Annotated in this window: 23 protein-coding genes; 5 read left to right on the plus strand and 18 right to left on the minus strand. The window is 46.6% G+C overall.

Translation table 11 applies throughout. The annotated features are described in order from the left end of the window. The first annotated feature begins 48 nt into the window (after positions 1-48). Positions 49-462, plus strand: a complete 414-nt coding sequence (locus MHM89_RS15830; protein ID WP_022945764.1) for a GFA family protein — start codon at positions 49-51, stop codon at positions 460-462. Here the strand turns inward: MHM89_RS15830 and MHM89_RS15835 are convergent. From MHM89_RS15835 to rluD, 6 genes are all read right to left on the minus strand, one after another. Continuing rightward, on the minus strand, positions 451-1059 hold the full coding sequence (locus tag MHM89_RS15835; RefSeq protein WP_022945765.1) for a transglycosylase SLT domain-containing protein: 609 nt from the start codon (positions 1057-1059) through the stop codon (positions 451-453). The two genes, MHM89_RS15830 and MHM89_RS15835, sit on opposite strands and share 12 nt — an antisense overlap. A gap of 109 nt (positions 1060-1168) precedes the next feature. Further along, the gene (gshA, locus tag MHM89_RS15840; RefSeq protein ID WP_239409195.1) at positions 1169-2758 is read right to left on the minus strand and encodes a glutamate--cysteine ligase; all 1590 of its coding nucleotides are present in this window, start codon (positions 2756-2758) and stop codon (positions 1169-1171) included. Between the two features lie 60 nt (positions 2759-2818). Continuing rightward, entirely contained in the window at positions 2819-3760 is a 942-nt protein-coding gene (locus tag MHM89_RS15845) for an NADP-dependent oxidoreductase (protein WP_239409196.1), read from the minus strand. Positions 3761-3876: 116 nt separating this feature from the next. Beyond that, positions 3877-6453 (minus strand): ATP-dependent chaperone ClpB, encoded by a 2577-nt coding sequence (gene clpB / locus MHM89_RS15850; RefSeq protein WP_045978196.1) that lies wholly within the window; start codon positions 6451-6453, stop codon positions 3877-3879. Positions 6454-6539: 86 nt separating this feature from the next. Continuing rightward, positions 6540-7280 carry a peptidoglycan editing factor PgeF gene (gene pgeF / locus MHM89_RS15855; protein ID WP_239409197.1) on the minus strand — a complete coding sequence of 247 codons (741 nt, stop codon included), beginning with the start codon at positions 7278-7280 and terminating at the stop codon, positions 6540-6542. Next, on the minus strand, positions 7270-8247 hold the full coding sequence (rluD, locus tag MHM89_RS15860; protein ID WP_045978198.1) for a 23S rRNA pseudouridine(1911/1915/1917) synthase RluD: 978 nt from the start codon (positions 8245-8247) through the stop codon (positions 7270-7272). Before rluD ends, pgeF begins: the two co-directional genes overlap by 11 nt. A gap of 123 nt (positions 8248-8370) precedes the next feature. Here rluD and MHM89_RS15865 point away from each other — a divergent pair, with 123 nt between their 5' ends. Beyond that, positions 8371-9129: an outer membrane protein assembly factor BamD gene (locus tag MHM89_RS15865; protein ID WP_045978199.1), complete on the plus strand. Its 759-nt coding sequence runs from the start codon at positions 8371-8373 to the stop codon at positions 9127-9129. 74 nt (positions 9130-9203) lie between these two features. Here MHM89_RS15865 and MHM89_RS15870 read toward each other — a convergent pair whose 3' ends face one another. Beyond that, on the minus strand, positions 9204-9542 hold the full coding sequence (locus MHM89_RS15870) for a P-II family nitrogen regulator (protein WP_022945250.1): 339 nt from the start codon (positions 9540-9542) through the stop codon (positions 9204-9206). 129 nt (positions 9543-9671) lie between these two features. Here MHM89_RS15870 and MHM89_RS15875 point away from each other — a divergent pair, with 129 nt between their 5' ends. Together MHM89_RS15875 and MHM89_RS15880 are read left to right on the plus strand one after the other, a co-directional pair. Beyond that, a complete protein-coding gene (locus MHM89_RS15875) occupies positions 9672-10226 on the plus strand; it encodes a GspH/FimT family pseudopilin (RefSeq protein ID WP_239409198.1) in 555 nt (184 codons plus the stop codon). A 48-nt stretch (positions 10227-10274) separates the two neighbouring features. Continuing rightward, on the plus strand, positions 10275-10814 hold the full coding sequence (locus MHM89_RS15880; RefSeq protein ID WP_053910291.1) for a GspH/FimT family protein: 540 nt from the start codon (positions 10275-10277) through the stop codon (positions 10812-10814). 3 nt (positions 10815-10817) lie between these two features. On the opposite strand, the gene MHM89_RS15885 is transcribed toward MHM89_RS15880, so the two are convergent. Genes MHM89_RS15885 through pilV (MHM89_RS15910) form a run of 6 tightly spaced genes read right to left on the minus strand, consistent with a single transcriptional unit; the run spans position 10818 to position 17244 of the window. After that, the gene (locus MHM89_RS15885) at positions 10818-11126 is read right to left on the minus strand and encodes a TapY2 family type IVa secretion system protein (RefSeq protein WP_022945253.1); all 309 of its coding nucleotides are present in this window, start codon (positions 11124-11126) and stop codon (positions 10818-10820) included. Positions 11127-11131: 5 nt separating this feature from the next. Continuing rightward, positions 11132-11536, minus strand: coding sequence for a type IV pilin protein (locus MHM89_RS15890; RefSeq protein WP_239409199.1), 405 nt, complete (start codon positions 11534-11536; stop codon positions 11132-11134). Next, the gene (locus MHM89_RS15895; protein ID WP_239409200.1) at positions 11536-15198 is read right to left on the minus strand and encodes a PilC/PilY family type IV pilus protein; all 3663 of its coding nucleotides are present in this window, start codon (positions 15196-15198) and stop codon (positions 11536-11538) included. The genes MHM89_RS15890 and MHM89_RS15895 overlap by 1 nt, the downstream gene beginning before the upstream one ends. Before the next feature lie 18 nt (positions 15199-15216). Then, positions 15217-15705: a pilus assembly protein PilX gene (locus MHM89_RS15900; protein ID WP_239409201.1), complete on the minus strand. Its 489-nt coding sequence runs from the start codon at positions 15703-15705 to the stop codon at positions 15217-15219. After that, complete coding sequence (locus MHM89_RS15905) at positions 15699-16715, minus strand: PilW family protein (RefSeq protein WP_045978206.1); 1017 nt, start codon at positions 16713-16715, stop codon at positions 15699-15701. The genes MHM89_RS15900 and MHM89_RS15905 overlap by 7 nt, the downstream gene beginning before the upstream one ends. Further along, positions 16705-17244 (minus strand): type IV pilus modification protein PilV, encoded by a 540-nt coding sequence (gene pilV, locus MHM89_RS15910; protein ID WP_022945258.1) that lies wholly within the window; start codon positions 17242-17244, stop codon positions 16705-16707. Before pilV (MHM89_RS15910) ends, MHM89_RS15905 begins: the two co-directional genes overlap by 11 nt. 375 nt (positions 17245-17619) lie before the next feature. Here pilV (MHM89_RS15910) and MHM89_RS15915 point away from each other — a divergent pair, with 375 nt between their 5' ends. Then, on the plus strand, positions 17620-18147 hold the full coding sequence (locus MHM89_RS15915; RefSeq protein WP_235419738.1) for a GspH/FimT family pseudopilin: 528 nt from the start codon (positions 17620-17622) through the stop codon (positions 18145-18147). Between the two features lie 47 nt (positions 18148-18194). On the opposite strand, the gene MHM89_RS15920 is transcribed toward MHM89_RS15915, so the two are convergent. Genes MHM89_RS15920 through pilV (MHM89_RS15940) form a run of 5 tightly spaced genes read right to left on the minus strand, consistent with a single transcriptional unit; the run spans position 18195 to position 23686 of the window. Further along, positions 18195-18608 carry a type IV pilin protein gene (locus tag MHM89_RS15920; protein WP_235419739.1) on the minus strand — a complete coding sequence of 138 codons (414 nt, stop codon included), beginning with the start codon at positions 18606-18608 and terminating at the stop codon, positions 18195-18197. Next, on the minus strand, positions 18598-21633 hold the full coding sequence (locus MHM89_RS18935) for a PilC/PilY family type IV pilus protein (RefSeq protein ID WP_239409202.1): 3036 nt from the start codon (positions 21631-21633) through the stop codon (positions 18598-18600). The genes MHM89_RS15920 and MHM89_RS18935 overlap by 11 nt, the downstream gene beginning before the upstream one ends. Positions 21634-21651: 18 nt before the next feature. Further along, positions 21652-22131 (minus strand): pilus assembly protein PilX, encoded by a 480-nt coding sequence (locus MHM89_RS15930; RefSeq protein WP_328283397.1) that lies wholly within the window; start codon positions 22129-22131, stop codon positions 21652-21654. Then, positions 22119-23126: a PilW family protein gene (locus MHM89_RS15935; RefSeq protein ID WP_022945263.1), complete on the minus strand. Its 1008-nt coding sequence runs from the start codon at positions 23124-23126 to the stop codon at positions 22119-22121. The genes MHM89_RS15930 and MHM89_RS15935 overlap by 13 nt, the downstream gene beginning before the upstream one ends. Before the next feature lie 2 nt (positions 23127-23128). After that, positions 23129-23686 (minus strand): type IV pilus modification protein PilV, encoded by a 558-nt coding sequence (pilV, locus tag MHM89_RS15940; RefSeq protein WP_239409203.1) that lies wholly within the window; start codon positions 23684-23686, stop codon positions 23129-23131. Positions 23687-23793 lie beyond the last annotated feature (107 nt).

The following is a 23793-nucleotide window of genomic DNA, read 5'->3' on the forward strand; positions in this document are numbered from 1 at the left end:
CAGTGGCACTGGCTAAACTTGTAGTAATGAAAACAAAGGAGAAGGCTTATGCAAGGCAGCTGCTTATGCGCACAGGTACGCTTCGAAATAAAAGGTGAGTTCAGTCATTTCTATTTATGTCACTGCAGTCACTGCCGCAAAGACAGTGGCTCGGCGCACGGAGCAAACTTGTTCTCAAACTCGGCCACGCTCACTTGGCTATCGGGTGAGCCGTTGGTAAGACATTACCAACTCCCACACAGCGCTCACTGCAAAAGCTTTTGTAGTCGGTGTGGCTCGGCATTACCCATGTATCAACAACAAGGAGACTTACTCGTTGTTCCTGCAGGCTCGCTCGACGATGACCCTAATATCAATGTCACAGCACATATTTTTTACGCCGATAAAGCGCGCTGGGAGAAGGGCTTTGAAGATATCCAGCGCTTCAGTGGTGCTCCTAAGTTGCAGCAATCAGAAGAATAAGCGCTCAAACCAGTTCTTATCTAACTCCTCTTCGCAGCGCTTAAGCTGAACCGCATAACGACTGGCACGACGTTTCACTTTATTCGCGGCGCGCATTAACCAAGCCTTACTGCGATAGGTGCCGCGTTTATAACCGCCCCACCCTTCGTGATAGTTAAGGTATTGAGCATACGCATCCCACTTCGAAATGCCGTTAATCTGATGTGTTTTCCAAACAAACCACGCCATAAAATCGATTGCATCGTCAAAATCGTCACGATCAGCGCCGCCGTTATCGGTTTCGCGTGTGTAATCTTCCCAGGTCATGGTCTTTGCCTGTGAGTAACCATAGGCGTCACTGGCACGACCTGTGGGGATGATCCATAAGAAATATTCCATGGGCGGGGCAGCATCATGACGAAAGGAGCTTTCTTGATACATCATCGCCATTAACACATGTTTAGGTGAGCCCCAGCGCTCTTGTGCGTCCTTGGCATCAAAATACCAATCTTCTTTCTCTTCAAAAATCTTGCAGATATCATCGGGTTGCTTAGGTGGCGCGGTCGCACACCCAGCAAGTATAAACAGGGTAAAAATAAGCGATAAATTTTTTTTCATTTATTTTGAACTTAATCCGCAAGCCTTAGTCTGAACTTATGAATGCAGCAGTTTAGCATTGTTTCATCCCTGTAGAATAATTTGCGCGGCTACCTTAGCCGCGCTTTTTTTATGCTTCTACCTTTTCCACCGCAAAGTATTCATCTAAAAAGGCTTCAAAGCTCACAGTGTCTTCCTGCTCCACCTGCTGTTGTGCCTTAACCGACAGTTCGGCTTGCTCAGCTAAATGTGCGTCGTCAAAGCATTGGTACTGCCACTGACTATGAGCGTCGCTGTAACGTTGTGCCAATTGCAAGGCAAACTGACCATTGTCAACATCATCACTGAGTAATTGTTGTAGGTAGCGCCCTGATATGGTCTTACTAGGATCGCTCACCCAGCTCTGTAACTCAGCAATGGTATGCTGATAAACATCGCTGCCATGCGCTTGGTCCATATAGTCAGCGACTTTTGCAAGATCGGTAAAAATGTCCTCGGCCCATTGCTGCAAAGAGACAGACTCGTCACCGCGTTGCAACTGCAATTGCGGATCGCGACCTTGATTGACCACCCGATCGAGGTTCTCTTGTGTCTGGCCTTGCTCCTGCCAATCCATGTGCGGCGATGCCTTTAATAAGCAGTAGGTCAAAAACACATCCAAGAAACGAATTTGCGTTAAATCGATGCCGGTATCCGCAAAGGGGTTCACATCCAAAGCGCGAATTTCGATGTATTCAATGCCGCCGCGCAATAACGCCTGCGTTGGCTTCTCGCCAGAGCGAGCATTGCGTTTCGGGCGAATAGGCGAGTAAAACTCGTTTTCAATTTGCAGAATATTTTTATTTAATTGCTGCGGTTTTGGTGCATGGTAATCATCAAGATGTTGGTACAACTCAGAAGGTGAGTTGATCGCGCTCTTTAAGCCAGCAACATATTCCTCCAATGAGTTATACATTACCCGCAAGCTCGATTGCGCGCTATTAGTGTAACCTAAATCACCCAAACGCAGAGCTGTGCCATGCTCGAGGTATAGGCTACCTTTACCAAGCTCTTTAAACGGTAGTGAGGTTTCTTGCCCTTCTAAAAAGGAGCCGCACAATGCCGGTGATGCACCAAATAAATAGCTAATTAACCACAATTCGCGTTTAAAGTTACGAATTAGACCTAAGTAATTGTCGGAAATAAAAGACTGTAAGTCACCACTTTGCCCAGCTAAACCCTGCAAAGTTTGCCAAAACGTTTGCGGATAAGAGATATTGAAATGCACCCCGGCTATGGCCTGCATCATACTGCCGTAGCGGTTTTTTAACCCCTCTCGGTATAGCGTTTTCATACGACCGACATTGGATGAGCCGAATTGCGCCAACGGGATTTCATCTTGGCTTTGGATATAACACGGCATACTCACCGGCCACAATAATTCATCTTCAAGTTGCGCCAGAGTGAACTTTTGTAGGTCACGCAACTGAGCCAATGTTTCCTCAGGATCGGTGCTTACTGGGGTAATGAATTCAAGTAAAGCTTCAGAAAAATCGGTGGTGATCATCGAGTTGGTTAAGGCACAACCAATCGCCACTGGGTGGGGCTTTGTCGATAACCCGCCGCTGCGATTGGTACGCAGCGCCTCGCGCTCAATACCCCGAACAATGCCGACAATTGCGGCTTGATTTTCAGCGGACGACAATTCGCTAAGACGCTGATTTAATTGTGTACAAGTCAAAAAATACTACCTCTAGCCAAGCGGCTTAATTCTGTTGTTATGGGGTGCGCTGCCAAATACTCAAGTCCAGGGCAGTAAAATAACTTTCTCTTTGCTGCTATTTTGCTCTAAACGCTGATGCGCCATGCCCGCTGCCGAGAGCGGCATAGTGCAGTGAGCCAGCTCTAAGTGACCTTGGCGATACCACTGGTAAATACGTTTAAGCTGGGCATTGTTTTTAACCACCAGCACAGCGCATGCAGTCACTCCTTGCTCATTGGCCGCAGCAATAATCTCTTTTTGTGACAATGTCGGAATAGTGACTACACGACTGTGTGCACTTAATCCTTGTAGACAACGCTTCCCGACCTCCAGGCCCACAACATCGAGCAAATAACCCTTACGTTGCTCAGCCACAAACTGGTCATAATTCATTTGCTGAGCGCAAGAAGCGACACTTTTTGGCAGCTCACTGCGGCTAATAGCAACAACCTGATACCCCATTCGCGCGGCAATTTGTGCAGCTAACGAGCCGACTGTGCCATTAGCACCATTAATGTAAATGGGCTGACTTTTTGGACAGGCGAGCGCCGAGAGCGATTGGAAGGCCGTTAACCCTGCCAAACACAGACCGGATAGCACCGCATCTTCATTCACCGCATCGACTTTAATGAGTTCGTTTTCACGGGCCAAACAATACTGTGCATAGGTCCCTGGCTGGGTGGCAAAGCCAACCATACCCATTACCTTATCACCCTTTTTAAGCGTTTTTACCGCCTCACCACAAGCGACCACCTCACCAAACAGATCATAGCCTAAACTCATAGGCAGGTGATGTTTGTTTTGCTCTGCCGCAAAGCCGATACCAGCGCGGGTTTTTACATCAATGGGGTTAATAGCGGTGCTCAGCACCTTGATAAGTAACTCATGCTCACCGGGCTTTGGCCGCGATAGGGTCACTGGTTTTAGCACCCCTGGCTCACCAAAAGCATGAATGACCATGGCTTGGTATCCGTGTTCCATAGCTAACACTATTGTTGAATGATTGCTCCTAAACCTATATTGACATTACCACTGCATGGACACAATAAAAAAGGCGACAAATTATTGCCGCCTTTCGTATGAGTTATAACTGACCTTTATTTACAGCTAAATAAAAAGCCTTGCTCGTCAGCATCAATGGAAATCAAGTTGCCATCAGCCAACTCACCCGCCAACAGCTTCTGTGCAAGTGGGTTTTCAATGGCCTGCTGGATAGCCCGTTTTAAAGGTCGAGCACCATAGACCGGATCGAACCCGCCCTCGGCCAGCTTAGCTAATGCCGCATCGGTGATTTCCAATAGGTAGCCTTTTTCAGTGAGCCGCTCATGCAACTTCGCCAACTGAATATCAGCAATCTGCTTGATGTGCTCTCCGGCTAGTGGATGGAATACCACGGTTTCATCAATACGGTTTATAAACTCTGGCCTAAATTGCTGCGCCAGCACCATCATCACTTTGTCTTTCAATGTGGCGTAATCATTATTCCCAGCTTGCTCTTGGATCACATCCGAGCCCAAGTTAGAAGTCATAATGATCACCGTGTTTTTAAAGTCCACGGTGCGCCCTTGCCCGTCAGTGAGACGACCATCATCCAATACCTGTAGCAAGATATTGAATACGTCTGGGTGCGCCTTCTCCACTTCGTCAAGCAGTACCACCGAGTAAGGACGACGGCGCACAGCCTCAGTGAGGTAGCCGCCCTCTTCATAGCCAACATAGCCCGGAGGCGCACCGACCAAACGCGCCACTGAATGTTTCTCCATAAACTCTGACATATCGATACGAACCATGGCATCTTCGGTGTCAAACATCAGTTGCGCCAATGCTTTGGTCAGCTCGGTTTTACCCACCCCTGTAGGGCCCAAGAATAAGAATGAGCCTATGGGTCGATTGGGATCAGCTAATCCTGCACGAGAGCGACGGATGGCATTGGCAACAGCGGTGACCGCTTCGTCTTGGCCGATAACGCGCTGGTGCAGCTCGTCTTCCATCTGCAGCAACTTTTCACGCTCGCCTTGAAGCATTTTCGCCACTGGAATGCCAGTCCAGCGTGAGAGGATCTCGGCAATCTCGTCCTCACCAACTTTATTACGCAGCAAGTTCATATCTTGCATTTCGACTTGCGAGGCAAGGTCTAATTTGCGCTCCAGCTCGGGAATTCGGCCGTACTGCAGTTCCGACATTCGCTGTAGATCACTAGCTCGACGTGCCACCTCTAAGTCCAAACGCGCTTGCTCGAGCTCCGCTTTAATGACTTGAGTGCCTTGCAGCGAGGCCTTTTCCGCATTCCATACTTCGTCCAACTCAGCATATTCACTTTCCAGCTCTTGGATCAGCTCCTGCATTTCCTCACGGCGCTTTTGGCTGGCCTCGTCCTTTTCTTTAGCTAAGGCATTGTCTTCAAGTTTCAACTGAATGATACGCCGCTCAAGGCGGTCCAACTGCTCTGGCTTAGAGTCAATTTGTAAACGAATGGAAGAGCCCGCCTCGTCTATTAAGTCGATGGCTTTATCGGGCAATTGCCGGTCGCTAATATAACGGTGCGATAAATTCGCCGCTGCAACGATCGCCGGATCGGTGATTTCCACAGAATGGTGCAGCTCATAGCGCTCTTTTAACCCACGCAAAATAGCAATGGTGTCTTCAACACTCGGCTCATTTACCAATACCTTTTGGAAGCGACGCTCTAAAGCCGCGTCCTTTTCAATGTATTGACGATACTCATCTAAGGTTGTCGCCCCAACACAATGCAATTCACCTCGTGCTAGCGCCGGTTTAAGCATGTTCCCGGCATCCATGGCGCCGTCGGTTTTACCCGCACCAACCATAGTATGAATTTCATCGATAAAGAGGATCACTTGCCCCTCTTCTTTAGCCAGCTCGTTGAGGACCGACTTAAGACGCTCCTCAAATTCGCCACGGTATTTAGCTCCGGCCACTAAGGCGCCCAAATCCAGCGATAACACGCGCTTATTCTTAAGGCCCTCAGGAACCTCACCGTTTACGATACGCTGTGCTAGGCCCTCAACTATCGCCGTTTTACCAACGCCCGGTTCACCAATTAACACCGGGTTATTTTTAGTGCGCCGTTGTAACACTTGCACGGTGCGACGGATTTCCTCGTCACGACCAATAACGGGATCAAGCTTGCCTTGCTCGGCCCGCTCGGTGAGATCGATGGTGAATTTCTCCAGCGCCTGACGAGTATCTTCAGCGTTGGGGTCATCCACTTTTTGCCCGCCGCGTAGTGCGTCTATGGCTTTTTCTACCTTACCTGTGGTGATATTTAGAGCTTTAAAAATCTCCCCTAAAGGCCCCTTATCTTCACAGGCAGCCAGTACGAACAGCTCGCTGGAAATATATTTGTCTTTACGCTTTTGCGCATATTTGTCGCATAAGTTCAGCAATGACACCATATTATTGGACAACTGCACGTCGCCACCGACGCCCTCCACTTTAAACAACTTCTCAATTTCTTGAGAAAGCTTAGTGTTGAGCTCATCGGCGCTGACGCCTGCTTGCGCAAAAAGAGCACGCACACTCGAGCCTGTTTGCTGCAATAGTGCGTACATTAGGTGTACGGGTTCAATAAATTGATGATCGCGACCGAGTGCTAATGATTGAGCATCGGAGAGCGCTTGCTGAAATTTGCTGGTAAATCTATCTAAACGCATCTGTTTGTTTCCACTAAAACTTTAATTACCTATTTAATGGGTGCTAGCGCGCGTTTGATCAAGTTATACGGTTAAAATTTTGGTGATTATTTGCGCCAGATCACACTGGCCATACGACCGGTTTGGCCATCGCGTCGATAAGAAAAGTAAGTATCGGCAAGGGTATAAGTGCAGGCCTGAGCTTTAGTGACATTACTCACACCGGCTCGATTAAGCGCAAGCTCGGCTAATAGTGGCAAGTTGGCGAGAAATTTGTCGCCGTGTGCTGTAAAGCCCTGCTGATAGTCGCCGCTGTGAGCGCAAAATTGGCTTTTAACCTCATTCCCGACCTCGAAGGATGAGGGCCCTATAGCAGGCCCAAGCCAAGCATGAATATCTTTCGCGGGGGTGTTAAATAAGGGTAACGCCCGCTCGATGATACCTCCGACAAGGGAGCGCCAACCACAATGCAAAGCGGCCACTTCAGCGCCATCTTGGCTGGCTAATAAAAGCGACAAGCAATCAGCAGTCATAATAGCCAAAGGCTGCTTTGCTAAGCGTGTGAACAGGCCATCCGCTTCGATTCTAAGCTGTTCACTGTACTGAGTAACACAATGAACATGGGTCCCATGTACTTGGTTTACATAACAGGCAGGACGCGGCAGTTGGCTGTTGAGCACAGCGCGATTGGCGAGCACAGCTGACTCTTGGTCGCCCACATGCAGCCCCACATTGAGGCTGCGATACACGCCCTGACTATACCCGCCTTGGCGGGTGCTTTGCAGCACCCCTACCAGGGACTCATCAGCGCCCCAGGTTGGAGTATAAAATGGTGTTTTAGAGGTCATCGTAGCCGTTGGCTTCGGTGTCTTGGCGCAGCGCTTCGGTCAGCGCCACCATGTCCTCAGGGACTGGGGCCTGCCAACGCATTTGCTCACCGGTGATCGGGTGTGCTAACTGCAACTTAATGGCATGCAAAGCCTGGCGTTTGAAGCCTCGTAAGGTCGCCATAAACTCTTCACTGGCATGCTTAGGAGGACGTGGGCGTCCGCCGTAAAAGGGGTCACCAACAAGTGGGTGACTGATATGCGCCATATGCACACGGATTTGGTGGGTACGACCCGACTCTAGGCGCAGCCGTAAGCGTGTATGAGCACGGAACTTTTCAGCGACTCGGTAGTGCGTGACCGCAGGTTTACCAAATTCATTGACGGCCATATGCGTACGCTTAGTGGCATGACGACCGATGGGCGCATCGACCATACCGCCTGCGGTCATAGTGCCATAACAGATAGCTTCATACTCACGGGTGAAATTTTCACGTTTTTGCAATGCCGCAACCAAATGCGTTTGTGCTGGCAAGGTTTTCGCAACCACCATCAACCCTGTGGTGTCTTTATCAAGACGATGGACGATACCCGCACGAGGGATATTTTCAATCTCTGGACAATGATGCAATAACGCGTTTAACACTGTGCCATCTGGGTTGCCGGCACCAGGATGGACCACTAAGCCCGCAGGTTTATTGATCACCAAAATATCGTCATCTTCGTAGACGATATCTAAAGCAATATCTTGTGCTTCATATTCTCGCGGCGCTTCAATTTGCGCGTTGATCTCTACGTGTTCACCGCCCAACAGCTTTTCTTTGGGGGTGTTGAAGGTGAGGCCATCAACCTGCACCATGTCATCGAGAATCCACGTTTTTATTCGTGAGCGCGAATAGTCCGGGAACAATTGCGCCAAAATTTGGTCTAGACGTTTACCGCCTAGTTCCACGGGGACCTCTGCACTGAGGGAAATTTGTTCTGCCATAAGCAAGTTTTACCTAATTTACCAGTGCAAGCTCTGCTCGACTGGGTTAGAATCGCATAATTCGCATAGTTTACTCGGTTTTACCTACTTGGCCTAGCCGAAGACAACGAAGGTACCTAATTAATGATAAATAAAATAAGTAAACGGGCACTTGCAGTCGTATTTACGGCCTCCTTACTTAGCGCATGTTCATCCGCGCCAGAACAACAAGAAATTGAGCGCGTACCCAACAAATCCGCACAAGCTTTGTATGAAGATGCACGCGAAACCTTAGATTCAGGCTTATATGCCCGGGCAATCGAGCTACTTACCGCCATTGATTCTCGCTATCCGTTTGGCCCTTTCTCTAAACAAGTGCAAATGGACTTAGTCTATGCGCATTACCAAACTGGCAATACAGAGCAAGCTTTGGCCACTATTGACCGCTTTATTCGCTTAAACCCGAACCACAAAGACTTAGACTACATGTACTACATGCGTGGCTTGGTCAATATTAAGGCCGATAAGAATGCCTTCCAAGAATACTTTGGTGTAGATCGAGCCGATAGAGACGCAAAACGCACTCGAGTGGCCTATAAAGACTTATCAACTCTAGTCAATAACTACCCTGACAGCAAATATGCACCTGAGGCAAAGCGTCGTCTTGCTTGGCTACTCAACCGCATGGCTCGCAACGAGTTGAAAGTGGCACAGTATTATTACGAGCGTGAAGCTTACCTGGCCGCAGCAAATCGCGGTAAGTACGTTGTTGAGCATTTCTCACAAAGCAGTTACCTTGAGCCTGCGTTAGAAATGATGGTGAAAAGCTACGAAAAACTTGGCTTACCAGATATGGCTGAACATGCCCAACAAACCCTTGAGGCAAATAAACGCGAACGCTAAGTAACGCACACATAAAAAAACCGATGCTGTGAAGGCATCGGTTTTTTTATATTTATAAATTAAATCACATGCTTTTAAATCGCTTCTTCGTCTTCCTCTTGCGTACGGATACGTACCACTCGCTCGACTTCCGTCACGAAAATTTTACCATCGCCTATTTTGCCGGTTTGTGCGGTTTTCACTATAACTTCGATAGCACGCTCGACATCTTCATCGGCTAGCACGATATCGAGCTTCACTTTTGGTAAAAAGTCGACCATGTACTCGGCACCGCGATAAAGCTCAGTATGGCCTTTTTGGCGACCAAATCCCTTAACCTCACAGACCGTCATACCGGTGATACCTACTTCTGAAAGGGCTTCACGGACGTCGTCTAACTTAAATGGCTTGATGATGGCTTCTATTTTTTTCATGACTTTTTATATTCGCGATGACAGATGCGCCGATTTTAGTCAATTGTGAGTGTTGAAGCAAACGCCCAAGGGGTGACTAATGCGTTAATAGTGTTAAAATTAATATAATACCCACATCAGGATGAAGTTATGAAAACCTGTAACACCTCAACATCTAAGGGCTTCACTCTTATAGAACTCATGGTGACCATTGCAATTGCAGGCATATTACTGGCTATCGCATTATTTGATAGCACGCAAATGTCAGCACAGGAAAAAGCGAGCAATTTTAGTACCGAGCTCAAACGTAACGTTAAGTTCGCCCGAGCCAAAGCGATGACCACGGGTGACCCTGTGATTGTGTGTGCGATGACCAACCCTGGTAGCTCAGGAAATTGCCTCAATAGCTGGCAAAATGGCACTATCGTCATTTTCTCAGACATAAATAACAACGGCACATTCGAGGCCAATGCAGATATCCTGCACCGCTCTATCAACAATTTGGTCGCCAACAGTCAGCTTGTACACAGTGGCAATGCACGAAGCTTGCGGTTTGACCAACGCGGCCAGCTGACCGCAGGACAAAACGGTTCCTTTATATTTTGTCCCACCGATGACAACGAACATAACGTGGCAGTTTCAGTAATGGCCTCGGGAACGGTACGAGACTTAGGTAAGACCGAGCAAGCTTGCACATCGGGCTAACTGTTCTACTATTTACAAGACCAAAGAAGGATTATTGAGGCGTCAAGGATGAACGCGCTTACTCCCCCCATGTGCTCACATGTAACAAATGTAGGCACGACCTTGATTGAGCTGCTTGTGACTATCGGTATCGCCGCGATGTTTGCAGCAGTCACTTTATTTAATGCCCAAGATTGGGCGTATCAAAACCGCCGCTCAGATTATATTGAACAACTCTACACGCATCTGTTTGCGGCAAGATCGTACGCTATATTCAACAACCATTACGTCAGCGTATGCCCTGCGATTGCTGAGCGCTGCGTGCCGAATTGGCAAAATAATATAATGGTGTTTGTTGATAGTAATAACGATAAACAGCGTGGCGGCGATGAGCCGATTTTGAATATTCTCACTGTTCCGATTGGCAACGATACCATCGACTACCCAAGGCGAGCTGTTACTTTTAAACCTACGGGGGCTCTTGGTGGCTTTCAATCTGGTAGCTTTGTGTACTGCTCAGTGGAAGATAAATTAAACCAGCCTGCCTATCGTATTACCGTTAGTCAGACTGGTCGATTGCGGATAAAGCAAGACAGTGATAAATGCTAAAAGCTAGCGCAGCTTTTTAGCATCTAGAGCGCGAGCCTCAGCTGAGCCAAATTGCTGTTTGAATTCAACACATTGAATGACTTGTTCAACTCTCGTCGCTTGCTGCTGTTGTGGTGCTGCGTACCCCCTTTGATACGCAGCAAGCTCCGCTTGGTGTCGGCTTTTTTGCTTCACTTGTACATCAATAACCTGGTTTACACCGGTTTCCAGCGATACGTAACACTTATATTCATTAAGTAACCTAAGCTCTACTTTCGCACTGGCCTGAGTCGCGGCTATTACAACTAAGGCCAAAAACATATATCTGAACATTTAAATCACCTCTTCCAGCAAGTGTCGGTGTCAGCGCTTCCCGTGGACCCCTTCACACCCACTTCATTAATAGTGAAAGACGTACACTCACTGTCTTCTAAAGCTATTCCAGATGCTGGAGTAGCAGTAATAATAAAGCTCTGAGCATTCACTGTTGCCGACAATGAGTACAAATCTGACTCCGTTGAATTTGAAAGCCCGAGATCGGCCATGGAGGCTGTGTATTGACGGTTATCAGCAAAAAACTGCTCTTGTTTGCTTGCAGCGTCTAGCAAGGCTGTCATAGCCTCAGAGCGTGCGCTACTGATGACAAATTGCTGATAAGAAGGGTAAGCAATAGCCGCCAGTATGCCGATAATTGCAACCACCACCATGAGCTCAATCAAGGTAAACCCTTTTACATGCTTCATTAATCAATTGTCTCCTCTTTATATATGTAAGTGCGGTGCGTTTTAAATCCAAATGGGTTTTCATCACAACTTGCCATACCGCAGTCGCCGGGACGTCCGTTTGGCTCAATCGATTTCGCTTTCAAGGTGCCTTCCCCATCACCTTTACCCGCACCAATTAAAATAAACTGACTTTCGCTTTCTTCCTCTGTGGTATCCGGATCATCTACTTTGGTAAAGAATAGTGTCGGCGTATCAGGCACTTTATTACCTACATCAAATTTTAGTTGATCATACACTTTTGCACCGTAGTGCAGATGGAATGCATACAAACTACCACCACCGCCTTTGAGCGAGCACTGCTGTAGGTCATTCTCTTCCGAGGGAACAAAAGTAGTGAAATAAGCAACACCACCGACCACGGCAGCTGCCGACAACGACTTCTCATTTGCACCAAGGCTATACTTCCACCCTGAGAATTGAGCGAGATCTTTCTCTAGCTCTACAAAACCACTGTCGTCATTTAATTTGGCAGTGAACGGATCATTAGTAATATCCATCAAATCATCCATAGTGATGACGGCTGGTATATCTTCACCGCGCAATGACTGCGTTATGGTATTTTCATCACGCAGCATAATTAGATGATTATTTTCACTTTCATCAAGTGGATGAGCCCGATTACCACTTCCAAGCACAATCGCTTCATAAGGAGTTTCCTCACGCACAACTTGTGTCGAAGACTCTTCATCAATGATAGTGGTGTATTCGGATACTTTACTAAAGTAAGTCCTCGCCACCTCGGGCTGATAGAAGAATCGACGTTCATTGCCAGTAATTGACAAATCAGCAATCTGTACGGCAGTCCACGGCTCACTGCCCACAGGGTTATCCGTTGGTAAATCGAATCGCCACACATCACCACCGGTATCGGCTGCGTAGAGACGATCGGTGAAACCATCGTAGTCAGAATCTAGCAACGCTACGTCACCGGGAATACTGTGCTCACCTTCATAAGTGGTATTGCCATTACCATTAGCTCCGGGAGTAAAAGACCACACTAAATCGCCGGTTTGTGCATCTAAAATATAAACACCCCGGCCAGAGTTGTCCGGGCTAATGTTGTCAGCATCTTTATTAATGTCATAGCCTGCGCCCACAACCACGACTGGTTTAGTACCGTTTTTCTCTATAAACGTAACTTTAGGTTGAGACCATGTTTGCCCAAGCTCTTCCATCCCGGTGGTGTTGGCGTCTACCTTCCACATTAATTTTGGCGAGCTTGGGGTGCTGATATCAAAAGCATAGTAAGAATCACCGCCACGACGCATACCAGTGAATAACCATACTCGGTCAGAGGGGTCGACGACACCGTTCTCATTTTTATCATCGAAGTACATAGAGGGAGAACCATCCATACCATAGACTTTCTCGCCTTTTATATTGCGACGTAAAGTTGTGAGGTTCGGATAAAGTTCATAAGGAATGAAGCTCCACTCCTCTTCAATGGTATTGCCGTTGTCTTTGAAAAGATGCAATGAACCGCCATTGGTTCCTACCGCAATGCGGATACTGCCGTCGCTGTAGGCTATAGCAAGTGGTTTAGAATGCAGCGGGTCGGCGAATATATCACTACGCAGCTCTGATGTATTACCATCGGAGTCATCATCATCAACGTCTTTACCTTTAGCCCATTCGAATAATGAGTCTAGTCGTTCAACGGGTGTACCGAGATAAGAGCCAAGGTCGGCTTGAGAACCTGCATAGGATAACGCATTCGCCAAGGTAAATTTCGGCATTTCGCCTGTCCCTGCGCCAATATCAGTGTAAATAGTACGACTATTAAGACCTGCTAGCACCGCGTTTACGCCACCTTTTTTAACCTCGTTGCCATCGGCTTTGCCATCTTTCGTCCAAAAAGTAACGGCGCTGTCTTTAATATTTCCTTCACTGCCTGAGGCACCATCGATAGCCAAGTTGCCCTTACTGTCAACAATTTTGGTGCCATCTACTTTTAACTTTTTCAAATTACCCGACCAACGCGCACCTTCTTCAGGTAAAAACATGGCATAGTAGACCGAGTCGAGTGTTTGAGTTCTATCAAAGTTGTTACTGGCAACGGCTGGTGCCGTAAATGTAGTGTTTACTTTGAGGATTTCCGCTAACGCTTGGCCAAAAGATTGCGATAGTTCAATGGCATTTTGCGCCGCAAAGTACCCTTTATCGCCGTTACTTTTTGTTGCCGTAGCCGCCTCTTTAAGTAGCCCGGCAGCATCATCAGCACCATCACTAAAACCAATGGTAAAAGTACTCACCCGTTGTACATCATCTACCGAGGTATTCACATCATTGTGATGCATCCAATGGGTTAAGTTCGGCAGATAGTTAGATGTGCTTAACGTGTCATCATTATAGGGAGTCGTTGAGGTCACCACTGGATCACTGATATCAGGCTGATTAGTCGTAGAAACAAGGGAAGACACTAAGCCATCTGCCGCTTTGTCCACCGTTGGAACACCATCTGTAATGAGAATAATGTAAGCCTCTTTAGAGCAACCACCAGAAAACGGTGATTTATATACACTATTGCTGACTGCCGATAGATCCATTGCAGGGGTGTTGCCAGTATACTTAAAGCCACATTCGTTACTTCTGCAATTGGTATCATCATCGCCGTACCATACACTTTGGCCAGCGAAAAAGCGAAACGCCTCGTAAGTTGTCTCACATAATGGTGTATTGGTTTCACCATCGATGCCCGAAATTTCACCGATAATATCGGCGTTGCTCTGGCCAAAATTGGCAATGACCCTGCCACCATCTCGGGTATTTTCTCTAGGGTAGTTAAGGTTGAACACCATTAAGCCGAAATCGACAATGGGTGTAGCGTTTAGCACCGTCGTGATGGATTCTTTGGCCACATCTAACTTGGACTTAACCTCTGTCTCTTTGTCCGTCGCATGATACCAACGTAGGTAATTAGGATGGTAAAGTGTCACGACCTCGCCGCCACTGAAATCCGCGCTGGCTTTGTCCTTTTGCTCCTTCGTCACGGAACTGGATTGGGTGTAAAAGTCATTTCTGCTTTTTGATGCGCCGCTGATAGGTAAGCCCGTCAACTCGGTGTCCCCAGACTTATAGGTTGTGCCGCCTATCTTTATCTCCAACCCGGTATTATCAGTATTCTCGTTAAGGATATCATCGAGGCAGTCAAGTGCGGAGATAGTATTGGCACCGCTATTGTCTTTGAGATCAACCCAAGAGCCGGTATTTCCTTTATATTGATGCTCTCGAATATAGCCGGTATAGAAGCCATATTGCTGCAAAGACTCTCTCGCAGCATCACACCCGTTAACATAGCTATGAAAGCGCTTGGTATCACTGTTGCTGTCAGTACGCGGTAGCTGCTGATCCACGCCTGAACCAATAGTAAAATAAACGAAGTCTTCATTAAGCGAGTTATCAAAAGAGGATACGACATCATAGGTCACATCAGGGTCGTAGCTTTTTGTCGTTTCTATCAGCCCATTCATACTGGCTGAGTTATCAAAAATAATAAGTACTTGAGGCTTTCCTGATGAGGTGAAAAATTTATTGCCTACATAAAGTTCAATATCCTCACCAAAGGATTTGCTCACACTGAAGGTGAGCGATGCTATTACTAATAATTTAAACAGTTTCATGTCATTCACCTATATGACTTACTGGCTCGATATACTTGCCATCTCTTGGGCTAACCCCGAGACAACAGTCACGTTATGCCTATTCGATTTACCATACTCAACGCGACTTCGCAGACTCAGCATATTGCATTTTATACCTGGTGTTGGGTTGGCTCTGGGTGGACAGTCCAAGTCTTGGGGGCCGTCGTTATTGTGAAATAATCGCAGCGATGCTTGTGCTCCTGCAGGCTCAAGCTGGACAAACTCGTCGCCACCGGCGTTAAATTCACCTCGATTGAAGTAAAGCGCGCTTACCGTCGCTGCCTTTTGCTTTTCATCGAACACCGCGCGCTCCGAGTCAGCCAATGCTTGCTCACTGGCAACATCATAATCTTGAGCGGCATTCACAACTTTCATATCCACACTGCTTGCACTCATAAGGGTTACCGCGATACCGGATACGATAAGCACCATGACTAAAGATGCGATAAGTACGACCCCACCTTGATATTGCTGCGCATTCACCATGTTTCGACCTCTGCATTACGTACTTGAACAGTGGATACATAAACGAGACGACGGAAATTATCATCAAAGCTTAAACGTCGCTCAGTTCCACCTTCCCCACCTAAGATATATGTTTGGTTTGTTTTACTCATATTTCTATCTGACTCTGTGGCCCGTACTAGCGCAAATAGCTGCACAGTTAACACTTTAGAGCTTACTTGTTCCCACTCAGAGGCGCTCATTTGCGCTGCGCTTAAATAGGTATCGACGTTGCGGTCACCGTTATTATCCAGCCCGTAAAGAAGACGAATATTCTCCACTCCCTCAAGCACCGACTCAGTCACCATTCCCCCTGTTGGCGTAAGGCGTTTTCTCATCAGTACGGGGACAGTTACGGTTTCATCCCCTGACTGATACGACTGCTCATTGATGTAGTAAACATGATGGGTATAGCGCCATACCGATCCATTCATATTGGCAGGAGTGGCAATTGCACCGTCCCCTATGAAAATGCGAGCTGAGGATATATCTGTTTCTATATAGTAATCATTATTATTGGTTGCCTGACCCGTTACATCGTCTCCAGCGACACGCTTGATTTGGATAATGTCGCTGTCAGCGACCGCATCATCTATGCACCCTAAATTAGCGCCAGCCACAGCCGTGACACTATACAAGTATTTAAAGCTGCTTGGACTGTTAACAGGGAAACTGGCATTATTCAGCCCAGCGGTGCAATCATTGCCTGGATTGACCACCCCAGTGACATCGACACTACCGGTACTGAGAGAACTCATTCCGTAAGTGCCCCAGAATCCCGCCATTTCCAAGTCGCGACTGATAATATCTAAGGCCATTCGGCCGGTTTCCTGTAGCTCACCCATTTCGACGGTATCGGACGTCGTTGTTTTCATACTTACATACGTAAACATGACACCGCCTAGAAGGAATAAACCCACAACCATGGCGACAATTAACTCAACCAGTGTATAACCATGGGCTTTATTTAAAGGAATAGAATTAGCGAACATAGGCGAATGACTCCAAAGCGAGGGCTCTTCGTTGATTGCTCTGACCACCGCACTCATCTTTGCTTTGAACAATATCCCCGGTGCTCGCGAGTTCTTGGCGAGATGCCCAAGAAACAATGACATCGATATCTAGCTGTTCGCCATTGACACGTGTATCAACACAAACAGTGGCATCGGCTAATGCACCAGTGTTTTCCTGAGCTCTTATTGCCCGGCGCCACTGTTCGATATCAAATGCGGCAAGTGCGCCTGAACCACAATTAGCATTGATACACGAGGCATAATTAGCAGCAACAGGATCGTCGCTTGAGACGGTGACGTTATATGCTCCCGCCATTGCTGCTAGTGTATTGGCTTTAATGCGGCCAATAACATCATGAGCAACACCTAACGCAGCAGATCGCTGCATAGAATCGTAGGTGGCTTGCTTAGCTTTGGCTTGTAGCGCAACTGCACCCAGTAAACCAAAGACAAGCACAATAAAAGCTATTAATGTTTCTAGTAAAGTGAAGCCATTTTGCTCTCGCATAATAGTTAAACTCTAATTTGCAACTTCATAGTTAACATTCTAGTAACTGATGCAAAAGCCACAACTGAAAGAGATGCTAACGGTGCGAAATCAGTCATGAGCGGCACCCTAAATTGATAAATAACCCAGTACAGGAACAGCAACAAGCCTATTTTACTAGGTCATTATCACTAACCTACTTATCGCAACTATCTACTCACAGATTACGTAAACAGCCCAATAAAAACTAAGAGGCTAGACCAATAGAATATGGTCACCATATTCACCGACTCCAAACTCCACGGCGCTGAGGTCTTTGCATGGGAACAAAGTTAATGACATGTATAATCAAAATGATATGATTGTTTCCAAATGAAAAACACGGATTTTACAACAATGGAGCTACGTAAATTTCAGTCCGGTTTTACCTTATTGGAATTACTGGTCACTATGGGCGTTGTCGGTATAGTTGCTGCAATTGCATTCGCTGACTCAACAGAGTTATTAGCTGAGGATAGAGCAGAGAATCAGTTACAAGAGTTAAAAAGAAACCTTTCTTTTGCCCGCGCCAAAGCCACAACAACTGAGTCAAGAGTAATCGTTTGCCCACTTTCCGGTAGCCAATGCTCTGCAGATTGGACAAATGATGATATTGCTGTGTTTGTTGATAATAACAATAATAACCAGCGCGATGCTGATGAGCCACTGTTGAGGGTAATGAAGGGGGTAATAAGTGAAGACTTGCTAAGCTACACAGGGTCGAGCCCCATTGTCTATAATGCAACGGGCCGTGTGGGCAACACTCAAGCAGGCACGTTTACATATTGTCCAAATGGTGTGACCTCAGAGTCTAACAGAGATATGCGGCTAAGCCAGTCTGGAACAGCACTCTATCAAGGGCAAACAACCACTGAGTGCAGTTAGCACAAAATGTAAAAAAGCCTCAGAATGAGGCTTTTTTGTTCGCTTTTCTACAGCCCCCAACATTCTTCTTTGCTAGCACCAGATGCGCTTTTCTCTCCCGCTTCATCAATGCTAAGGCTTTGGCAAACATCTTCCTTTGCAGCTCCTTTTTTTGCCGTAGCCGTTACTGTAAACGCATTCGGATTTACTGCCACGGTTAGCTCATATAGACCTGTTTCGGTGTCACTTGAAGCTAATCCCAGGTCATTTAAGGTTGCTGTATACTGTCTGTTATCTACGAAAAACTGCTCTTGGCGATTAGCAACATCAAGAAGTGCAGCTCGCGCCTCAGCCCGAGCTGATGTCTGCACATACTGGGCATACGATGGGTAAGCAATTGCGGCCAAAATACCAACAATTGCGACTACAACCATCACTTCTATTAATGTAAATCCATGCTCTTGAGTGTGATTAGAATTCATCACGGTTGTCCTCTCGTCTGTAAATATACGTTTGCTGTGTTTTGAGACTAATTCCCAACCCAGTTTTAACTAGGTCTATTTTGCCATCACCATCCATGTCTCTAGGTACTTCCTGCTCTACCAGCTCTTTAGGGTCTAGTACGCCATTTGGCAGTACTATTTTTCCTGAGCTTTTATTATTTCCATCCTTTTGCCAAACCACGGTAGGTGTATCAGGAACCAATTCACCGACTTCTTTGTAGCGCCAGTCATAAACCTTAGTACCATAATGGAGGTGCAATGCGTAAATTCCGCCTTGACCTGCTGCTAGGCTACATTGATTGGTTGTAGAGTCGTCAGATGCGGGCTTAAAAGTTGGGAAATAAGCAACCCCTCCGACTACTGTGGGCGAAGCCAACGCCTTTTCGCCCGAACTGATCCGGTATTGCCAGCCATTAAAGTTTTCACCAATATTGCGCTCTAAATTCCTAAATTGCGTTTCATCATCGAGAGCATTAGCAAAGGGATCACCGGTAATATCCAGTAAATCACCTAAATTAATGGTTTGTGGTAATCCATCGTTGAAAGACTGGGTCAAGGTGTTCTCATCACGCACCATAAACAATCGATCATTAATGGTGTTATCCAATGGTGATGCACGGTTCCCACTGCCAATAAGTATTGCTTCATAGGGGGTGGTATTTCGCGTGAGCGTCGTTTTGCTTTGACCATTTACCTCAGTGGTTGTCTCAGTGACTTTACTGAAGTAAGTTCTTGCCACGACTGGGCGATAGAAAAATCGTCGATTGCTGCCACTGCCACCTAATGCGGCGAGCTTATGGTGAGTCCATGGATTAGCACTGTCTGTAGGGTTGCTACTAGGCATATCCACACGCCAGATATCCCCGCCTAAATCGGCTGCATATAAGCGATCAACATAGCCATCATAGTCGGAGTCAAGGTACGCGATATTTGCCACAATACTATGATTGCCTGCAAAGCCATTTTGCGGTGTGAGTGACCAAACCTTTTTACCCGTTTCGGCATCAACAATATAGATACCTCTACCCTTGCTATCTGCACCACTAGCGACATTATCTTTGTTAGTATCGTAGCCTGCACCAAATACAAGCAATGGTTTATCTTTATAACCATCAATATTGGCGTATATCACCTCTGCACGAGACCAAGATTGACCAAGTTCTGCAAAGCCGGGGGTTTGATCAGATATTTGCCATAGTAAGGTCGGGTTGTCAGGGTCCGTAATATCCATTGCATAGTAGCTAGACCCCCCTCTGCGCATAGCAAAATATGCCCATACTCTATCACCCCCATCGACTACATTCGGTTGTCCTTTATCATCGAAGAACAAAGAAATAGGGCCATCCATTCCATAGACTTTTTCGGCACTGTCGTTATACAAAGGTTTAACCACCGAGAACAACTCCTGTGGTATAAATGCCCAGCTTTCTTCTACCGTGTTATTAGCACTGTCAGTTGCTTCATTATCCTTGAACATATGGATATAGCCGGCGTTAGTACCAAGCAAAATACGAATATCATTACCATAGTCGATAGCCAAAGGCTTTGAGTGTAGGGGATCGCCCATAACCGCTTGACGCATTTCATTGATATTGCCATCCGCATCCTCATCCTGGGCATCTTTACCTACTGACCAATTGATCATCGCCCTGGCCTTAGTGCTGTCACTGTTGAAATACTTATGTAAATCTTCTTCAGATAACGCATCTTCAACATTAGAGTAGGTGAAGTCTTTTTTATCGCCCTTTAGGTAAGTAAACACCTTCCGACTTGTGGTAGCGGAAGCCAAAGCACTGTTAACACCGCCATTAATGATGCTAGCACCGTCAGGTGGTGTATTAGGTTGCGCCCAAAATGTGGTTACGCCTTTTTTTATTGCGCCACTATCATTTAGCGCCTCCGCGCCTCCAGTCGCCACCACTTTGTCACCACTGACCTTCAACTTCTTCAAGTTCCCTGACCATCGAGCCGTCTCGCTAGGGTAGAACATGGCGTAATAAAGCGAGTCACGGCTTTGGGTTTTATCAAAGTTATTGCTGGCAAATGCAGGCGACGCAAAGGTATCGCTGACCTGACGAATACTATTGATGGTTTGTGTTAGTGCTGCAGAAAGTTCATTAGCACTGTCTGCTTTCTTATATTGACCGCCTCCATAGGCTGCAGTTTGCTCAAGAATTGCGAGACCTTCTTTTGACAGCCCATCACCAAAACCAACGGTATAAACACGTGCAAAGTGTTTAATATCGTCATTTGGTTTATAAACATCAACAGCAACGCCACTGTTGTTGGCGGTTGCGGGGATGCCGTGCATAAGCCGTGCTAAAGAGTGAAGGTAGCTTGCATGAGTACCGTTTTGTGTCGAGTCTCCAGGTAGGGACGTTGGTGCCGTACTAAACTTAGCCGTATATTCAGAGATTATCTTTGCATCCCTGTTTTGGTCACCTGTAGGGTCGCCATCGGTCATAAGAATTAGGTTGACAGAGTTATCACATCGCTCAGTTTTGTCACTGGCAAAAGGAGAAGTATACTTGCTTCCATTATCAATACTTTTATCCCTGTTATTGACATTTTTAGCTTGGTCTAAGTTTCCTCCCTGGATATATCGATATACTTCGTAAAGCGTCTCAGAGATAGGTGTAGAGCCGTCTGCATCAAAGCTATCAATTTTGTTCTTTATTTGGCTATGATCGCTACCAATCCCTTTCACTATGTAGCCACCTTGGCTTGAGCGCAGCCGAGCTAGGCCAAATTCAACGTCCTCATTCGCGTCTATTAACGATTTCATCGCTTGTTTTGCGACGGGCATTTTCTTGTCACAGTTGTAATAACAATTGGGATCTAACTTCCAACCCATACTCCCTGAAGTATCGAAAACAATCATCACCTTCGGTTTTTCTTCAGAGTTTGCATCGCGATTCAGATAAAGATCGGTGTCATCTGCATAAGTTGTAAACGAGCTCACGCTCACCGCTGCCGCGATGGCGCTGTATTTAAATAATTTCACAGGTTACATCCTTGAATATCAACGGGCTTTATTGGTTTCTAACATCTCTTGGGCGATTCCGCTGAGAAGATTAAGTTGGTGCCGTGTTTTAGCGCCATAGTCATAGGCGGTCTGCACTTCCACCAAATTACATACGATGCCCTCTGTAAAGTTGAACTTACGCGGACAATTTAGCATCATCGGGCCAGGATTGAGATCACGCATCAATGTGGTTGCATCACCATTTGTAGCTAAAGTAATGGTGTTTCCAAACGCTGGCATTTGAGCTCGAGAGTTTAAAAACTCACTGTTGCTCTCTTGATTTACTTCATCGGCGATCACCGTTTCTTGCTCGCCAAGCACTTCATGATCTGCTTCTTCACGAATCAAGGCTGCATTGGTGGCTTTGACATCAATGCTTGAACTACTCATTAATGTCACCGCTATCCCTGTCACAGCAACCAACATAATCAAGGCAGCCACGAGCACGACCCCTTGCTGAGTTTTTAAATTGCCCACAAATTTTCTCCTACATTGCGTAATTGCACAGTTGAGGTGAATACAGCACGACGGAATTCATCGTTAAAGGTTAATTCACGCCCATTGGTGCCCCCTAGTTGGTAGGTTTGGTTTCGTAAATTCAAACCCGGATCTGGCGTTAATGAACGAACCAAAATACTAATTTGTACAGTTAATACCTTGGCAGTTTGTTGCTGCCACTGCTCTACTGTCATGGTGTTACTCGTACTGTATTGATCAACACGGGAGTCTCCATTGGTGTCCAAACCGAACAACAAGTGAATGTTCTCGACTCCTTCCATAATTACGTCTGACTGAATAGGTGCAGCTCCGCCTGCGCCCGTGGTTAGTCGATTGCGCATCAAAGTGGGAATAACCCGGGTTTGCCCCTGAACTTGAAAGGTCTGTTCCTGCACGTAGTAAACATGGTGGCTGTAGGGCCACAATGTTGCATCAGGACGAGGTAGAACAGCGGCAGGACTATCAGAAAATTCGGCCCTATTTTGAGCCGCTAAGAAATAAAAGCGTTGTGCATTAGTCGCGCCAGGAGCGACATTTTGCCCATCCAAGCGCTTGACTTGTAAAATATCAGAATTAGCTATGGTGTCATCGATACAGTTTAGCTGCGCTCCTCCAGCAGAAGTAATCGCAAAAATATATCGAAATTCGACAGTGCTGCCATCAGGGAAAGAGCCATTATTCAGGCCACTTTGACAGTCATTCGCTGGGGCAGCAGGGACGGTCGTGTTTGCTGCAGTGAAACTAGATTCGTAAAATGTCCCCCAAAAACCTGCTTGCGCTATGTCGGCGGTCATGATGTCCAAAGCTAAACGACCGGTTTCTTGCAACTCACCAATAGTCAGAGTATCTCTCGTGGTGCCTTTCATACCAATGTAGGTAAACATTACTCCGGCGAGGATCACCGCACCGACGATCAATGACACCATGACTTCTACAAGCGTTAAACCTTGTTGTCTCTTAAATCTATTATTCATCGTTACGCTCTCATGTGAATTGTGCTGGTTAACCTCACCAAGCGGCGGTTATTTCCATAGTTTCCACAGGCAACGCTGTTGTCACCACCATTAAGTTCTTGCCTACCCCGCCAAGCAATAATGATTTCCACTTCCACACGATCGGTCACAGCGCCATCGGTTTCAGTGGTATTGATACAGACTGTGGCATCATCTAGTGAGCCACTGTTATCTCTCGCTTTGATAGCAGCAAGCCATTGATTTCTGTCATAGTTAGCGAGTTCAGCAGGGCCACAAACTTGGTTGTTGCAATCAATTGTTTGTAAGGGGTCGGCGCTATTAAACGTCATCGCGTACAGAGCAGCGATCGTCTGCGTATCATTTACACGAATTCGTTGCATGATATCGGCGCCTAAAGCCAGTGCCGCAGAGCGCTGCATAGAGTCGAATGAGGCTTGTTTAGCTTTGGCTTGAAGCGCAACCGTGCCTAATAAGCCGATGGTGAGAATAATGAATGCAATCAGTGCTTCGAGCAGGGTAAAGCCAGATTGATGCGCTTGTCGCGAGTGTCTTCCTGACATGAAATGTACCTGATGTTTTAATTTTTGTTAACGGCAGGATAATGATATTGAAATTAGGAACAAGCCAGGAAGGAATAAACGGTACTATATTAGGTATGAACGGTCAT

This window comes from Pseudoalteromonas sp. CNC9-20 (assembly GCF_022347875.1).
In the GTDB taxonomy this organism is placed as follows: domain Bacteria; phylum Pseudomonadota; class Gammaproteobacteria; order Enterobacterales; family Alteromonadaceae; genus Pseudoalteromonas; species Pseudoalteromonas ruthenica.

Coding starts and splice junctions, on each gene's coding strand:
- MHM89_RS15845 (WP_239409196.1), bottom strand. CDS start 3,760: ATGGAACACGGATACCAAGCCATGGTCATTCATGCTTTTGGTGAGCCA.
- rluD (WP_045978198.1), bottom strand. CDS start 8,247: ATGGCAGAACAAATTTCCCTCAGTGCAGAGGTCCCCGTGGAACTAGGC.
- MHM89_RS15875 (WP_239409198.1), top strand. CDS start 9,672: ATGAAAACCTGTAACACCTCAACATCTAAGGGCTTCACTCTTATAGAA.
- MHM89_RS15865 (WP_045978199.1), top strand. CDS start 8,371: ATGATAAATAAAATAAGTAAACGGGCACTTGCAGTCGTATTTACGGCC.
- MHM89_RS15895 (WP_239409200.1), bottom strand. CDS start 15,198: ATGAAACTGTTTAAATTATTAGTAATAGCATCGCTCACCTTCAGTGTG.
- MHM89_RS15870 (WP_022945250.1), bottom strand. CDS start 9,542: ATGAAAAAAATAGAAGCCATCATCAAGCCATTTAAGTTAGACGACGTC.
- pgeF (WP_239409197.1), bottom strand. CDS start 7,280: ATGACCTCTAAAACACCATTTTATACTCCAACCTGGGGCGCTGATGAG.
- MHM89_RS15890 (WP_239409199.1), bottom strand. CDS start 11,536: ATGAAGCATGTAAAAGGGTTTACCTTGATTGAGCTCATGGTGGTGGTT.
- MHM89_RS15915 (WP_235419738.1), top strand. CDS start 17,620: ATGGAGCTACGTAAATTTCAGTCCGGTTTTACCTTATTGGAATTACTG.
- MHM89_RS15935 (WP_022945263.1), bottom strand. CDS start 23,126: ATGAATAATAGATTTAAGAGACAACAAGGTTTAACGCTTGTAGAAGTC.
- MHM89_RS15920 (WP_235419739.1), bottom strand. CDS start 18,608: ATGAATTCTAATCACACTCAAGAGCATGGATTTACATTAATAGAAGTG.
- pilV (WP_239409203.1), bottom strand. CDS start 23,686: ATGTCAGGAAGACACTCGCGACAAGCGCATCAATCTGGCTTTACCCTG.
- MHM89_RS15830 (WP_022945764.1), top strand. CDS start 49: ATGCAAGGCAGCTGCTTATGCGCACAGGTACGCTTCGAAATAAAAGGT.
- MHM89_RS15835 (WP_022945765.1), bottom strand. CDS start 1,059: ATGAAAAAAAATTTATCGCTTATTTTTACCCTGTTTATACTTGCTGGG.
- clpB (WP_045978196.1), bottom strand. CDS start 6,453: ATGCGTTTAGATAGATTTACCAGCAAATTTCAGCAAGCGCTCTCCGAT.
- MHM89_RS15880 (WP_053910291.1), top strand. CDS start 10,275: ATGAACGCGCTTACTCCCCCCATGTGCTCACATGTAACAAATGTAGGC.
- MHM89_RS15900 (WP_239409201.1), bottom strand. CDS start 15,705: ATGGTGAATGCGCAGCAATATCAAGGTGGGGTCGTACTTATCGCATCT.
- MHM89_RS15905 (WP_045978206.1), bottom strand. CDS start 16,715: ATGTTCGCTAATTCTATTCCTTTAAATAAAGCCCATGGTTATACACTG.
- MHM89_RS15885 (WP_022945253.1), bottom strand. CDS start 11,126: ATGTTCAGATATATGTTTTTGGCCTTAGTTGTAATAGCCGCGACTCAG.
- pilV (WP_022945258.1), bottom strand. CDS start 17,244: ATGCGAGAGCAAAATGGCTTCACTTTACTAGAAACATTAATAGCTTTT.